Origin of the sequence: Thiocapsa sp. UBA6158, from assembly GCF_002423035.1 — a bacterium.
Classification (GTDB): Bacteria; Pseudomonadota; Gammaproteobacteria; order Chromatiales; family Chromatiaceae; genus Thiocapsa.
In genome coordinates this window covers 1-14,260 of record NZ_DIUM01000031.1, presented here as the reverse complement: position 1 = coordinate 14,260, position 14,260 = coordinate 1, and the positions used below count along the sequence as shown (strand labels likewise).

The following is a 14,260-nucleotide window of genomic DNA, read 5'->3' as shown; positions in this document are numbered from 1 at the left end:
CGCGCATCAGTTTCGGTCGCACCCAGTGGATTTCCGGAGGTTGACTGCAGCGAGCCCGGAACGTATGATCCCGCGTCTTGTTTGGCTACGTAGCTCAGTTGGTTAGAGCATCGCACTCATAATGCGAGGGTCCCCTGTTCGAGTCAGGGCGTAGCCACCAAATAATCAAGGGCTTACCGACAAAATCGGCAAGCCTTTTTTCTTGCCTTACACCTGGGCTACACCAGGGATACACCAGAGAAAGGCGCCCATGGGCAGGCGAGCCGATCGCGCCGGGCGGACTCACTCCCCGATGGGGGCCGGGCGCGTCACAGTGACGTGACAGTCACGCAGTCCCTCGGTCGATTGATCGCCTGCACCTATCGGGCGCGGATTTTGCGCCTACTGCCGATCATGGTCTTGCGCGATTCATGCATCCAATATGCCCGATAGGTCATGCCGATGAGCCGGCAGCAGACGGGCCTGAAAAAGCCCGCACTAGGCGGGCTTGGGCGCGCGGGTGTCTTGACGTGTGGAGCGACCGATCGTGCCCGGACGATTCACGCGACTACCCTTGCTCGGTCCCGTTACTCCCGACAGGACCAGACGGGGTGTTACTCGGGCGCCTTGGCGAGCAGTCGCCAAACACTGATCTCTGAGAGCCCATAGCGCCGGGCTAGGCGGTGCACGCCTAACGATGTCCCGTCATACTCCGCACGAATCACGGCGTCTCGGCGCTCGCGACTGTTCTCGATGTTCAGCGCCGGGGCCGGCTTCATCTGTTGCGGAATGTAGAGACTTGAACCCGCCCACATTTTGTGGAACCCTTCAACAATCCGTGCCGCCAAGTTCACGCGGTCCGCGGGTGGCAGGACATCGGCGGCGACCTCATCAATCATGACGGCGGTCAGATCGGCGAACTCGGCTTGAAAATCCCCGGTCAGGCTTGGCATTGCGGCGTTCCTCAAGGGTTAGGCGTGCCCATAGCAGCGTGAAATCAAAATCTCGCGCTCTCCCTTCGCGGGTGGCGGTGCCAGGGTGTGCGAGGTGCAAGCGGTGGCGTGCGGATCGCCTAGGCAATACTCCCGGCAGATGGGGCATTGCCTGCTCACAGTCACGGGCGCGGATCGTCCGAGCCGGGCGGCGATCAAGCGAAGGCGTTTCATTTGGCGCATGGGGCAGGCTCCCTTCCGTTGTCAGGCAGGATAACGACGGCTTTATGGCGTGCCATGGCGGCGGCGAGCTCGGCCGGGCTCGGGTCAATCAAGACAATGCCGGCCGGTGCGGCGTTGGTGCGGCGTTGGGTCAGGCGTGCCAGGCGCCGGCTTAGGGTGCGGGCGGTCATCGGGTGGATTCCTCCAGGTCGTCTAAGCGGGTCTCGAACTCGTCAAGGCGCAGGCTTTCCAGGACGCAGCGCAGCAGGAACGCGCCGGTGCGACAGGTCTCGGGGTCTACCTCCCCGTTGCGCAGCTCGGCATAAAGCACGGACAGCTCACGCCGGACGTTGCGGGCCGATGTCAGGCGGAAGCGGCGCGGTGCCGGGGCCTTGCGCGGCGTTTTCGGCGACGAATCAGACGGTACTGCGTGAATTTCGGCGCGTTTTTGCATCGTTTCAGCTCCGTTTGGTGCCCAACATCGCCCGTGCGGCGGCCTCGATCCTTTCCGCGTCCGGGTCCACTGGTCCGGCCGGCTCCAGTCCGGCCATGGTCCGGGCGGCGAACTCGATCCGGGCCTCATCGTCCAGGGCGGCGCAGGCGGCCGGCCTGGGTAGACCGATGGATGCCAGGGCGGCGCAGTCACTGCGCAACAGCCAGCGGGAAAAGGATTCGCTCATGCGGCCTGCTCCAGCGCCGGTGGCAGGGTGGGCGCCGGGGTCAGGGCCTCACGCACCAGCGCCCGGCCGGCAGCGGCGCGTTCGGCTCGCCACTCGCGCGTATCGCTCGGCAGCTTCGCCAGACCGGGGATGCTCAGGGCCGGGATGTTCAGCGGTTTCAGGCTATCCAGCCCGAGCCCTCCCGCTGAGTTGCTCCCGAGTCTGCGATCCAGCTCCCGGACAGCTTCGGCGGTCTCGATCAGGCGCCCGTGCTCAGTGAACAGCGCCCCGGCAGCGGCGGCGAAGGCGCGGGCCTGGGTTTCCAGCTCGCCACGCAGGGCAGCATGAAGGGTTGCATGGGCGTCGTGTTCGGCGTCGCTCAGGGCCGTCTGTGCGGCCTGAAGGCGTGCCTCCAGTGCCGTGCGTGTCAATGCCAGCCGTTCGGCGTCGGCGGCGCGTGCGGCCTGATTTTTGGCCCGCTGTGCATATTCGCGTGCCACGGCGGCGGCGTCGGCTTCACCCAACACAACACCAGCGAGGCTATCGTGGTCGATCGGCGCGGCATCCTGGGGCACGTCCGGCAGATCAGTCAGGGCAGCAGTGACGCGAGCGACGGCGGCGCGTGCGGTCTCGACAGCGGCCACGGCGCGCCCAACGTCCCCGCGGGCGCCCCCGGTCAGCTCCGCACGGCGGCGCGACAGCTCCCCGATTTTCTCGTGCTTGGTGGCGATCTCGGCTTGCACGCGCGCGACGGCCGTCCGGGCGTCGTCGAGGTGCTGTTGCGCCTCGATCAAGCGGGCGTCGTCTGGCCTGTCGCGGGTGATGCGCCGGGCGGTGGTCAAGGCGTCGGTGGCGAGTGCTTGCCGGTGTTGTGCAGCTTTCAGGCGGTCCCGATCGGGGCCGTCGAACTCGGCGGTCAAGGTGGCGATGGTCTCGGACAGGTGACGGTGTTCGGATAGGTCGATCATGGGTTAAACCTCTATGTGCGTCAAAAAGTCAGATCGTCGTTCAGGCGGCGCGACGCTTCGCCGCTTTGATCTGATAGTGGCGAATCCATCGGGCTTGCTCGTCGCTCGGCTCGATCCCTGGAAAAAGCTTCCAGGCGAAGGGCGGCTTCATCCCTCCGAACTTCGCCAGAAATGCGTGATAGGCCCATCCATCCTTCCAGCCGCGGCGCTCGGCATACCATCGAAACGCCTGATACCAGGATCGGCGATCGTCGACGCTGTAGCGCGCTTTGCCGTCGTCACCTGACCCATACTCGACCAAGCGACCTTCCCGGTAGACGACTGTCGGCTTGCGACCAGGCCGGTCTAGGCCGCAGCTCGGGCAAGTGAACGTTGCCGACTCCATGACTGCGCCGCAGTGCGGACAGGCAACCATCTTTTTTTCTGCCTTCTTCTTCGATGCGGACTTGTGCTCGCCCTTGCCAAGGTCAGGAACCTCGAAGTGAATCGGCAGACCGAACCTGAGCGTATTTCCGGCATGGTCCAGAATCAGGGCTTCGGTTTTCGCTTCGGCACGTCGTATGACCCTGCCGAGTTGCTGCATGTGCAGAGCTTCCGACAGGGTAGGGCGGGCAAGGATTGCGCAGCTTGCACCGGGGTAGTCGAAGCCGATGCCGAGCACGTTGACGCTGGACAGGACGCGAATCTCGCCGGCCTTGAACCTGCCGATGATGTCCTTGCGCTCGTCGGCTTTGGTGTAGGCGTCGATATGGGCCGCAAAAACACCGGCGTCGATGAAGTCGGCGATCAGGGCCTTGCTGTGCGCGATGTCGACGGCGAACACCAAGGTCGGTCGGTCGCTCGCCTTTTCCTGCCACGTTGCGATGATGTCGCCGATCAGCGCCTTGGTGTTCATCGCGTCCGCCAGCTCCGACGAAACGAAGTCGCCGCGCTTGAGCTTGACGCCTGAGATAGCCTGCTCGATCGACTCACTGCCAGGGCAGAACGCGCGGGCGGGTGTCAGGAATCCCTGCTCTGTGAGCCACGCGACCGTAGGACCTCGAACCAAGTTCGTGAAGTGTTTGCCGAGATCCGGGCGTAAGGGCGTTGCCGACAGACCGATGAAGGGAACGCGATTCCAGGCCGTCATCAGCTTGATGTGATCCTTCGCCAGAACATGTGCCTCGTCGATGATGGCGAATCCAGCGGGCGGAACCCCACGTGCGGCGAAGGTTTGGCGAGTGCCGACGACGACTTCATCGTCGGTGTGAACCCACGTGTTGCTCGACTGCATCTGACCCACGCGCAGACCTACGGCTTGCAGGGTCTCGACGGCCTGATTCACCAGTTCGATGCGGTCGACGATGAAAATCGACCTATGGCCCTTCGCCGATGCCGATCGGACCAGGTGTGACGCGAGAACGGTTTTACCTCCACCTGTCGCGAGTGCGCACATTTGCCGCCGATGTCCGTCGACGTATCCCTGACGCAGTTCATTGATGATGTCGCGCTGGAACCGGTGCAGCTCGATCATGACGCGCGCCCTCCCTGGAATGCCTGACGACAGTAGGCGTCGGCGTCACCGAACAGCGTGATGACATCGGCGATCGTCCGACCGGCACATGACCCATGATGGCAATGGAATCCGGGCCAACGTCCGGCATTCAGGAACACCACGGCACCAGTGCGACCGTGCGGCGTCGAGTGACCGTCTCGCCACGGACACCAGACCGAATGGGTCGTGTCGTCGATCGCGTGCCGATAGAGCCCGTGTGCGGCGAACCAGCCGATGACGTCCAGCGTGCTGTAGTCGCCTTTGCCCTCGATGCGCGGGCCGGCCTGAGAGCCGTCTACGGGCGTCTGGGCGGGTGCCGACTGCCGAGCGTAGTAGGACGCTAGATCCTCGATCAGTCGACGCTCGACCTGACGCCACGGTGCGGGAATCCAGCAGGCCGAATCTCGATGCGGCCGATCGGGCGTAGCCGGTCCTTTGCGGTTGATCGTGCCGTACAACCTGAAGATCCGGCCGGGGTTCTTCACCGATCGGTCAAAGCCGACAACATCGTCGCCGAACTCGATCGCGAGCCCGGAGTAGATCGACCTGAACATGCCGGTCGTCTCGTCGTTGTTCGGCAGTCGGCACCGGTACAGGGCGTGATAGCCGTTGCCGCTTAGGGCGTGCAAGGGCAGGGGCCAATCAAGTTTCCTGAGCATCGCGACCAGGCCGTTACGGCGCTCGTCGGCGGCTCGCAGCTCGTCTGCCGTGCTGGATACGCCTGTCGGTCGACACGGATCGAAATCAAAGGGAATCCGGGTAATCCATCCGATGTCGTCGTTGCGCACCGGATCGCCGGTCATGCCGTTGCCGACTTGGCGCGGCTTTGGCGCATTGAGCGACGTGTAGAGATTGCCGTGATCCCTGAGTCGGTCGACCTGACGAACCAGCCGATCCAGATCATCGAACCATCCGGTCGACCAGCGTTCACCGAGTTGATGACGCAATTCGACCGTGCCGTTATCCCGGATCGCCCACGCCAAGTAATCGCGAGTCGTTGCCAGTGCGGGAGTCATGCCACACCTCCGAGCCGGACTCGCTCCACGCCGTCGACCTGGGTGTCGGCACCCTGTCGGCACCCTGTCGGGAGGGTGTCGGCACCCTGGGGGGAGGGTGTCGGGAGGGTGTCGGCTAGGTGTCGCCTAGGTGTCGGGATGCCTTCCTTATCTCCCTGTGATGGTCCCTGTCCTTCAGGCACCCCGGACGGCTCGGGCGGCGTCGAGATCCGGTGAAACTCGCAGAACGCACGGACAACACGATTCAGCGGAAGGCGTTCGACGTGTTTCTCGGTCGCAGTGATCCAGCTTGCGTTGCGTCGGAAGTCGCGCGTCCCGAGCTGGTCGCAGATGTTGCCGGCTCCGCGAATCCAGAGAATCGGCGGCTCGAAGTCGCACCAGCCGACGTCGACCAGGTCGTCGACGATGCTGCGCACATGCTCGGGATCGAGATCAGTGTCTTCGGCGATCTGTCCGACCGAGATCCGGTACAGCCCGGAAACCTCGGAATTCGGGCCATGTGCCAGGTGCAGATACACCCGCAGGTGATCGCCGGATAATCCCTTCAGCGTCTGCCAGATCGGCGAATCCCAAAAAGATGCGGCGAAGTAGCTCCCTTTACGCATGGCACACCTCCCCGCGATAGGCGGCGAGTTGAGTCATGAAGTCGCGATCGGATCGGAACATCCACGCGGCGTCGGACTCGGGCGGCTCAAGGTCCGACTCGACACGGGCCGGTAGATCCGGCTCGAACTCCACTTCTTGCGCGATCTGAATCACTTCAGCGAACGCGACGGCCGTCTTGCGCAGCGGCTCAAGTTCCGCGTCCATGCGTGCCGACAGATCGGCGAGTTCGGCGCGGTATCGGTCATAAACGGCGTCGACCGATGCGGCGAGTTGGTCCAGGCCCACGCGGATAGCTCGGGTCGACTCTTCCCAATCGCTGCGAATGCCGATCTGGACCTGGTATCGCTGCTCCAGCGATGATTCTTGTAGGCCGTCGTCGACGTAGGGCCGCACGGCTCCCCGGACGATGCGATGCAGCTCACCAGGATGCAGAGCTTCCAGGGCGTCGAGCTCTACTGCGCCTTCACCGTGTGCGGCCTCGAACTTCGCAGCACGCTTGTCTGACGCCTTGATCGGAATGCGCGGCAGGGCGTAGACGTCCACCTGCTCTCGCGTCAGAACCAGCGGCTCTAAGGCGATGTCGACGTCCAGCTTGTAGCGGTCAATCCAGTATTCGATCTGCCGCGCGACGGCGACGGGCATCCGGTCGCCGGCTGGATCGAAATCGCTGATATAGAAGATCCGAGCCGGCTTCCCTGTTCGTATAGCACGCCGAATGAGACTCACGGCGGCGCTGATAGACTGGAATCCGATGCTCGTCACCAGATTGGCGCCGTATTGCCGACAGAGCGGATCGAGAACGTCGTTCATCGTCGACTTCTCGCACCAGACCTCGATCAGATACGGTTGATCTGCCTCCGAGTAGTCATAACCGCGAACCCACGGACCAGGAATGTCGAGCGACGGCTTAATCAGTTCGGCGGCGATACCGGGCAAGTGGTAATCGAACTCGTCGAACTCGATGCTCGGTCGGTCGTCGTCGCGCGGATCAGCCCGGTAGACGATCGGATCAGGATTGCGCTTATCCTGGAATCGCTCCACGTCGACGAATCCAAGGGTCCGAGCGAACTTTGATGCCAGTGTGATGTAGGCCCAACACTCGTCGGTGTTTTCGTATGGCGTGCCGTTGGGCATCAATACAGGGATCGGCTGAGAGACAATCCGGTAATGCACTCGCCGGACGTGATCGCCGAACGCATTGCCATAGTCCCGATAGACATCGGCGAACCATTGCGCATGGGCGACCTGAGCCGGTGAACCGCAGTTGAACGGATCATTCTGGGGTGCCAGAACCAGCAGGTCGGATGCCTTCACGCCGTGCTGTTTGGCCACGGCCTTGAGCTTGTCGTATCCGTTCATCGGGATCTCTCCCGTGTGCTATCCTGTGCTGAGAACAGGTCGCCTTGTTCGTTGCCTTCACCGATCGAGTCGTTCGCAGCGGCTCGATCGGTCTCACTGAATGTGGTCATGCCGCAACCCTCCCGGTCAGGGCTTCAGCCTGCTTTACCTCGATCCAATCGGCTTCGTCGCGGTCGATGATGCGCAGTTGACCGCCGATCTTGATCGTTCGGGGCATGTCCGAGCGACGCCGATAGAAGGTCGGCTCACTGATCCCGTGACGCTCGCAGAAGTCGGCGACTGACGATGATGTCGGTCTTGATGGGGTTTTCATTGTTCACCTTTACCTGTCGGTGCAATCGGGTGATTGCGCTTGAATCCGATGGGCTTAGTGAACAGTGAAGTGAAAACGAATGAAAACGACGCAATACGAAGCAATTCGCGAAGCAATAGATTCGCAAAGATTCGCTTTTATGTAGGCACAAAAAAGCCGCCATGATCGGCGGCTTGTAGGGGTGGGTGTCGCTCTATTTTCGCTTCAGCGCCCGGACGCCTGCCGCGATGCTTTTTGCTTTGCCCTCCGGGTCGTGGTGATCGGGAAAACGTTCCCTCACGACATCCCGGCATGCTGCAATCCTGTTCGGCTTCTCGCCTGAGCGCTTCTGCTCACGCTCGATCTCCAGCGCGCGTTTGATCGCCTCGGTGTTTTCTTCGGGATGTCCGGCCGATAGGGTTTCGATGGTTGGTTTCGTCGGCTCCACCTCCCGTGCCGCCGCGTCCGGATTGCAGATGACGGGCGTCAAGCCGATCTCGGCGGCGAACATGCACAGTTCGGCGAGCGTGATTCGTTGCCGTGTCGGCGGCGCGTTGCGGATCATGTCGGCGGTGCCGAAGTTACCGTGGTCCGAGATCCCGAACCGATCCCGGACGCGGAAGGCCAGCGACAGAACGCGCCGGGGGTCTTTGGTCTCGCCGATCCAGGTCGTTTGGGCGTTCAAGTCCAGCAGCAACCATGCGGCCTCGGTCGCGGTATAGCCGCCCACGGCACGCCATTCGGAAACCTCCGCTACCGTCATCATGCCGCACCTCGCAAGGGCAAGGCGACGACGTTATCGGCCGGCTCGGCAAGGCGCAGGATGTAATCCTCGACCTTCTGCATATCGGGTCGAAGGTCGTCGGTGTCGATCTGGACATAATTCGTCCCGGTCACGTCGCCGGTCGAAAGATGATTCAGGCCGGCCTTGATCGAGTAACTGCCGATTCCGGCACGCTCGGCGAAACTTGCCCATGTCCGACGCAGATCATGAGGCGTCACCGTTAGGCCGGTTGCCTTCTCGATCCTGACGAGTTGCTTGCGGACCTCGGCTGTACCGATGACATAGGCGTCGCCGGGGGCGCGTGCCTGCTTGCGCTCTTCCAGGATCTCCCGAACCCGACGGGTCATCGGCAAAGTGTGGTCAGTGCCGTTCTTCGTCTTTCGGACCGTGATGGTCTGCCGCCTGAAGTCGACATCCGACCAGAGCATGAAGCCGGCTTCGCGACGGCGCAGGCCGGTGAGTAGCATCAGCTCCAGATAGGCCGCGATGCGCTCGGGATCGCCTTGTGGTTGCTCAATCGGCAGACGTCGGACGCATTCCAGCCAGGGCCGAACATCATCCTTTCCGAGCTTGCGCGTGCGCGGCGGCGATTTGCTCCACTTCTTCTGGACTCGATTTACCTTGTCGACCGGGCATCGTCCGAAGGGCAGTTGATCCTCGTCATCGCCGTATTGCTCCGACGCAAACTTGTGGACCGCTCTTAGAACCTGCATCGCGCGCATGGCGACACTGCGACTCTTCAGCCGGATCTCGGCATGACGGGTGACTGCCATCGCGCCGGTGATCTCGCGCAGGGGCTTGTCCTGCCAGTCGGCAAGGTCACGGTCGATGATGAGTTGATAGCCTTCGATCGTGCGCGGACTTAGGGCCTTGGTCGTCAGGTACTTCTTGTATGCCTGTACGAGCGTGACGCCTGCCAGGTCGTCGGCCTGCTGCTGGATTGCCTTCTCGGCGCGCAGTTGGCGCTCGGTTTCGTTGGGATTCTCGCCGGCTCGCAGTTGGGCAAGGATCTCGTCGACGCGACCACGAACGGACACCTGACCTTTAAGGGCTTCCAGGGGCAGTTCGCCGACCTCGCAGATGGTGACGCGGATCGGTGACGTGACGCCTTTCGCGCGACCGTAGACCTGAAGGACGCGGCGACCTTTGGGATACCTCTTTCCGGGCGGACTCACGCGACAGATCAGGCCGGCTTGCTGAGTGTCCCGGACGTCGTACCGGGTCGGCTCGCAGACCAGGGCCTTGAGCTTCGCCTGAGTGAATTTGAAGGGCGGATGGGCTACAGTTGCTTCAGTCATGACACGCTACCTCTCAGCGGGTTGTGACGAGAAGCCGGACGGGTCTGATCCACCTGCCCGGCTTCGTTGTTTGTGTGGGCTACATCTGGGCTACACCTGGGCTACAGAACTTTGCGATCAGGTGAGATTCGATGCAAGTTCATGATAGCCTATGATTGACGGGAAATCAAAGGCAGGACAGGCGTTTAGGTGACTTTATCGAGCGGGTGCAAGGTGTTGCGAGGTGCGGTGGTACAGTTCTCATAATGCGAGGGTCCCCTGTTCGAGTCAGGGCGTAGCCACCAAATTTCAGAGACTTAGGTTAGCCTGGTTTCGCCTCGATCGCCTCCGCTCGCTTCTTTCGTGTCCCTTAGTGGTACCTGATTTGGTACCTGAATGATCGGCGCAAACCCGCGCCACGTCTCGCTTGGCGACACAGACCACGATGTCCCTAATATCTTGATGCTCGACACGGGTCGAAGAGGAACCCATGTCCCCGGACGACTTCATCGCCAAGTGGCAGGGCGCCACACTCACCAAGCGCGCGACGGCTCAAGAGTACTTCATCGACATCGGTCTACGCCCTCACCCAAGGGTCAGCTTGACCGGGCTTTTGCCGGGTTGAAGAAAACCTCGGCCGAGGCCGGCGGGATCGGCGGATGCTCGATCAGCCCCGAAGGAACGCCTTTACCGGCCTGCGCATGAGCGGTTCCAAGCTCATCGATGCGCCTGCGCAAACGGGTGTCGCAGCGAGCCTAACCTGGAATTGACCGGGCGATTGACGCAGCCACGACGGCGCCGGGGCGCAGCGCGTCGCGATCAGGAGTGCGGGGTGTTGCCGACCGCCGGCATTGGGTGCCTGCGATGCAGTATGCAAGGATGGCCGGCCGAGCGTGACATGGCAAAACTCTCTTGTCCATAACACGGCGGGCTTCAAAACGGTTGCTGTGGAGAAGTAGGAGCACTGGACCCGTGAACCAACAAGCCCTTTCCGCCTTCATCTGGTCCGTTGCGGATCTGCTGCGCGGGGACTACAAGCAGTCCGAGTACGGGCGCGTGATCCTGACCTTTACGGTGCTGCGACGCTTGGACTGCGTACTCGCGGACACCAAGGACGCGGTGCTGAAGGAGTTTGCCGCGCGCGTCGAGGCCAAGCTCAACCCCAGGCCATTTCTGCTCAGGATCACCCAGCGCGGCTTCTACAACGTGTCGCGATTGGACATGAAACGCCTGATGGGCGATCAGGACCACATCGCCGCCAACCTCGAGAGCTACATCGACGGCTTTTCCCCCGAGGTGCGCGACATCTTCGAGCGCTTCGACTTCGTCAGCCAGGTGGACCGGCTCCAGCGCGCCGGGCTGCTCTACCAAGTCACCGAACGCTTCGCATCCATCGATCTCCATCCGGACAGGGTGGACAACCACCAGATGGGCCTGGTCTTCGAGGAACTGATCCGCCGCTTCGCCGAGATCTCCAACGAGACCGCCGGCGAGCACTTCACTCCGCGTGATGCCATCCGGTTGATGGTCAACTTAGTCTTCATCGAGGACGACGCGATCCTGACCCGTCCCGGCGTAGTGCGCACACTCTACGACCCCACCGCCGGCACCGGCGGCATGATCTCCATCGGCGACGAGTACGTGACCGAGCTCAACCCCGATGCCCGCCTGATCCTCTATGGCCAGGAGCTCAACCCCGAGTCCTATGCCATCTGCAAGGCGGACATGCTCATCAAGGGGCAGGACATCAGCAACATCGTCTTCGGAAACACCCTGTCCGCCGACGGGCTGCTCGGCAAGCTCTTTGACTACATGCTCTCCAATCCGCCCTTCGGCGTGGAGTGGAAGAAGATCGAGGCGATCGTGCGCAAGGAGTACGCCGAGAAGGGGTATGCGGGGCGCTTCGGTCCGGGGTTGCCCCGCGTCTCGGACGGATCGTTGCTGTTCCTCCTGCATCTCCTCTCCAAGATGCGCCCGGCAGTGGACGGGGGCAGCCGGATCGGCATCGTGCTCAACGGCTCGCCGCTGTTCACCGGCGGTGCCGGCTCCGGCGAGAGCGAGATCCGCCGCCACGTGCTGGAGAACGATCTGCTCGAGGCCATCGTCGCCCTGCCCACGGATATGTTCTACAACACCGGCATCGCCACCTACGTCTGGATCCTCTCCAACCGCAAGCCCGCGCACCGCGAGGGCAAGGTCCAGCTGATCGATGCCGGTCACTTCTGGCAGAAGATGCGCAAGAGTCTCGGGAGCAAGCGCAAGGAGATGAACGAAGAGCATATCGCCCTGATCACCCGCCTCTTCGGAGACTGCGTGGAGGCGAGTCTCGCCCTGGTGCTCGATGGTCGCGGCAAGGAGGTTGACCGGCGCGTGCTGATGCCTGACGACAGCCCGCCGGTTGCCCCCGACGATGGAACCGGCCGCGCCAAGGTCCGGGTGGTGCCGATCTCGCGGATCTTCCGTACCCAAGACTTCGGCTATCGCACCATCACCGTGGAGCGCCTGCTGCGCGACGAGGCGGGCGAGATCGTGATCGGACAGAAGGGCAAACAGAAGGGTAAGCCCCAGCCGGACCCCAAGCTGCGCGACACCGAGAACGTGCCCCTCGACGAGGATGTGGAGGCTTACTTCGCACGTGAGGTCCTGCCACACGCCCCGGACGCCTGGATCGACCACGACAAGACCAAGGTCGGCTACGAGATCCCCTTCAACCGCCACTTCTACGTCTTCGAGCCGCCGCGTTCGCTGGATGCCATCGACACCGATCTCGCTCGGGTCACCGATCGCATCAAGGCGCGCATCGCCGGGCTGACGGCATAGCGTCGTGCCTGGTCATCCCACCGCACTCAGGAAGCACGAGGAGAGTACCGCCATGCAAGCGATCGAGTTCGAAGCAATACCCGAGCAACACCGCATCAAGGTACCGGACGGCGTGCCGGACGGTATTCCACTGCGCGTCGTGCTGCTCTGGGAGTCACCGGGCGCACCCGAGACCGACCTGAAACGTCTCTTCGCGAGCGTCACCGAGGGCCTCACCGATGAGGACCTCCAGCGTGCGGGAGATCTGGGTAGGGAGGACCCGGAATGGCGTATCTGATCGACACCAACATCTGGTCGGAGCTTCAGAAGGGCCAGAAGAGCGATCCCGGCGTCCAGGGCTGGTTTCAGGGCGTGGCGCCAGCCGATCTGTACCTTTCGGTCTTGGTTGTGGGTGAGGTGCGCCGGGGTATCGAGCGGTTACGGCGCCGCGATCCCCAACAGGCAGGGAGGCTGGAGGTCCGGCTCGGTCATCTACAGGTCGCGATGTCCGGGCGCATCCTCCCTGTCTCACTGGCCGTCGCCGAACGCTGGGGCCGCATCAATGTGCCAGATCCACTGCCCGTCGTAGACGGCCTACTGGCCGCGACCGCCTTGGAGCACGATCTCCTCCTCGTTACCCGCAACGTGCGCGACGTGGCGCGTACCGGCGTGCGCTGCCTCAATCCCTTCGCTGACGCCGCCCCATGAGCTTCCCGCGCTATCCGGCCTACAAGGACTCCGGCATGGAGTGGTTGGGGGAGGTTCCGGAGCATTGGAGCATCTTGTCTTTGAAGCGGCGCTACGCGATCCAAGGCGGGTCAACACCCAAGACGGATCGACAGGAGTTTTGGGACGGCGATATCGCCTGGATAACTCCCGCAGACCTCTCATCTCTCAGCGACCGTTTCATCCGATTCAGTCAACGCTCACTCACTCCCGAGGGCGTCAGCTCATGCGCGACAACAATCGTTCCGCCAGGGAGCGTGATTCTTTCGACGAGGGCGCCAATTGGCTCGCTGGGTATTGCAGATCAACCGCTTTGCACGAATCAAGGCTGCAAATCACTGGTGCCGAACGAGAATCAGCATTCTCCGTTTCTTGCCTACGTGCTCGATATTGCAACTGACGAACTCAACGTCCGAGGGCGCGGCACGACATTTCTTGAGCTATCCTCCGACGCTCTTTCGGCGTTCGAGGTGCCGTTCCCTTCAGCGGTGGAACAATCCAGCATCGCCAACTTCCTCGACCGCGAAACCGCCAAGATCGACGCCCTGGTGGCCGACTACCGCACCCTGATCGAGCTGCTCCAGGAGAAGCGCCAGGCGGTGATCTCCCATGCCGTCACCAAGGGCCTGGACCCGACGGTGCCGATGAAGGACTCCGGGGTGGAGTGGTTGGGGGAGGTGCCGGAGCATTGGCGAGTCGTCCGTCTCAAATTCGTGGCAACCGTGCAGACCGGTGTGGCGAAGGGGAAAGACAATTCTGACAAGGCAGTGACTGAAGTGCCGTATCTGCGCGTTGCCAACGTACAGGATGGTTATCTGGACCTCGCCGATATCGCAACTATTGAAATCCCACAGGATGATCTGGAGCGATATGCGTTGCGTCCGGGAGACGTCCTAATGAATGAAGGCGGCGATTATGACAAGCTCGGCCGGGGTCATGTGTGGGACGGAGAAATCGCGCCCTGTATCCACCAAAACCATGTGTTCGCCGTGCGGCCCACGGGAGTTTCTTCTGCTTGGTTAAACCGGATTACCGGGTCTATCTACGCTCAGTTCTACTTCATGGCCCGATCAAAGCAGAGCACTATAGTGCCCTGCACGATGGACT

15 protein-coding genes and 1 tRNA gene are annotated in these 14,260 nt (G+C 62.3%); 6 read left to right on the top strand and 10 right to left on the bottom strand.

The window, feature by feature from the left end; genetic code table 11:
• The first annotated feature begins 83 nt into the window (after positions 1-83).
• Positions 84-160, top strand: a tRNA-Met gene (locus B4N44_RS05000).
• A gap of 433 nt (positions 161-593) precedes the next feature.
• Here the strand turns inward: B4N44_RS05000 and B4N44_RS04995 are convergent.
• The 10 genes from B4N44_RS04995 to B4N44_RS04950 form a co-directional block, all read right to left on the bottom strand.
• Positions 594-932, bottom strand: coding sequence for a Mor transcription activator family protein (locus tag B4N44_RS04995; protein ID WP_296697502.1), 339 nt, complete (start codon positions 930-932; stop codon positions 594-596).
• Between the two features lie 388 nt (positions 933-1,320).
• A complete protein-coding gene (locus B4N44_RS04990) occupies positions 1,321-1,587 on the bottom strand; it encodes a hypothetical protein (RefSeq protein ID WP_296697500.1) in 267 nt (88 codons plus the stop codon).
• Positions 1,588-1,591: 4 nt separating this feature from the next.
• Complete coding sequence (locus B4N44_RS04985) at positions 1,592-1,813, bottom strand: hypothetical protein (RefSeq protein ID WP_296697498.1); 222 nt, start codon at positions 1,811-1,813, stop codon at positions 1,592-1,594.
• Positions 1,810-2,760, bottom strand: a complete 951-nt coding sequence (locus B4N44_RS04980) for a hypothetical protein (RefSeq protein WP_296697496.1) — start codon at positions 2,758-2,760, stop codon at positions 1,810-1,812. The genes B4N44_RS04985 and B4N44_RS04980 overlap by 4 nt, the downstream gene beginning before the upstream one ends.
• A 40-nt stretch (positions 2,761-2,800) precedes the next feature.
• Positions 2,801-4,273: a DEAD/DEAH box helicase family protein gene (locus B4N44_RS04975; protein ID WP_296697494.1), complete on the bottom strand. Its 1,473-nt coding sequence runs from the start codon at positions 4,271-4,273 to the stop codon at positions 2,801-2,803.
• Positions 4,270-5,310, bottom strand: a complete 1,041-nt coding sequence (locus B4N44_RS04970) for a hypothetical protein (RefSeq protein WP_296697492.1) — start codon at positions 5,308-5,310, stop codon at positions 4,270-4,272. Before B4N44_RS04970 ends, B4N44_RS04975 begins: the two co-directional genes overlap by 4 nt.
• A complete protein-coding gene (locus B4N44_RS04965) occupies positions 5,307-5,915 on the bottom strand; it encodes a hypothetical protein (protein WP_296697490.1) in 609 nt (202 codons plus the stop codon). The genes B4N44_RS04970 and B4N44_RS04965 overlap by 4 nt, the downstream gene beginning before the upstream one ends.
• Entirely contained in the window at positions 5,908-7,275 is a 1,368-nt protein-coding gene (locus tag B4N44_RS04960; RefSeq protein ID WP_296697488.1) for a hypothetical protein, read from the bottom strand. Before B4N44_RS04960 ends, B4N44_RS04965 begins: the two co-directional genes overlap by 8 nt.
• A 506-nt stretch (positions 7,276-7,781) precedes the next feature.
• Positions 7,782-8,297 carry a hypothetical protein gene (locus tag B4N44_RS04955; RefSeq protein WP_296697487.1) on the bottom strand — a complete coding sequence of 172 codons (516 nt, stop codon included), beginning with the start codon at positions 8,295-8,297 and terminating at the stop codon, positions 7,782-7,784.
• A gap of 32 nt (positions 8,298-8,329) precedes the next feature.
• Entirely contained in the window at positions 8,330-9,649 is a 1,320-nt protein-coding gene (locus tag B4N44_RS04950) for a tyrosine-type recombinase/integrase (RefSeq protein WP_296697485.1), read from the bottom strand.
• 469 nt (positions 9,650-10,118) lie between these two features.
• On the opposite strand from B4N44_RS04950, the gene B4N44_RS04945 reads away from it, so the two are divergent.
• The 5 genes from B4N44_RS04945 to B4N44_RS04925 all read left to right on the top strand — a co-directional run.
• Positions 10,119-10,253 carry a hypothetical protein gene (locus B4N44_RS04945; protein WP_296697483.1) on the top strand — a complete coding sequence of 45 codons (135 nt, stop codon included), beginning with the start codon at positions 10,119-10,121 and terminating at the stop codon, positions 10,251-10,253.
• A 347-nt stretch (positions 10,254-10,600) separates the two neighbouring features.
• A complete protein-coding gene (locus B4N44_RS04940) occupies positions 10,601-12,448 on the top strand; it encodes a type I restriction-modification system subunit M (RefSeq protein WP_296697481.1) in 1,848 nt (615 codons plus the stop codon).
• A gap of 52 nt (positions 12,449-12,500) precedes the next feature.
• Entirely contained in the window at positions 12,501-12,725 is a 225-nt protein-coding gene (locus tag B4N44_RS04935) for a hypothetical protein (RefSeq protein ID WP_296697479.1), read from the top strand.
• Positions 12,713-13,135 (top strand): type II toxin-antitoxin system VapC family toxin, encoded by a 423-nt coding sequence (locus tag B4N44_RS04930; RefSeq protein ID WP_296697477.1) that lies wholly within the window; start codon positions 12,713-12,715, stop codon positions 13,133-13,135. The genes B4N44_RS04935 and B4N44_RS04930 overlap by 13 nt, the downstream gene beginning before the upstream one ends.
• Positions 13,132-14,260, top strand: a 1,129-nt coding sequence (locus B4N44_RS04925; protein ID WP_296697475.1) for a restriction endonuclease subunit S, incomplete at its 3' end; no start/stop codon positions are given. The genes B4N44_RS04930 and B4N44_RS04925, both read left to right, overlap by 4 nt.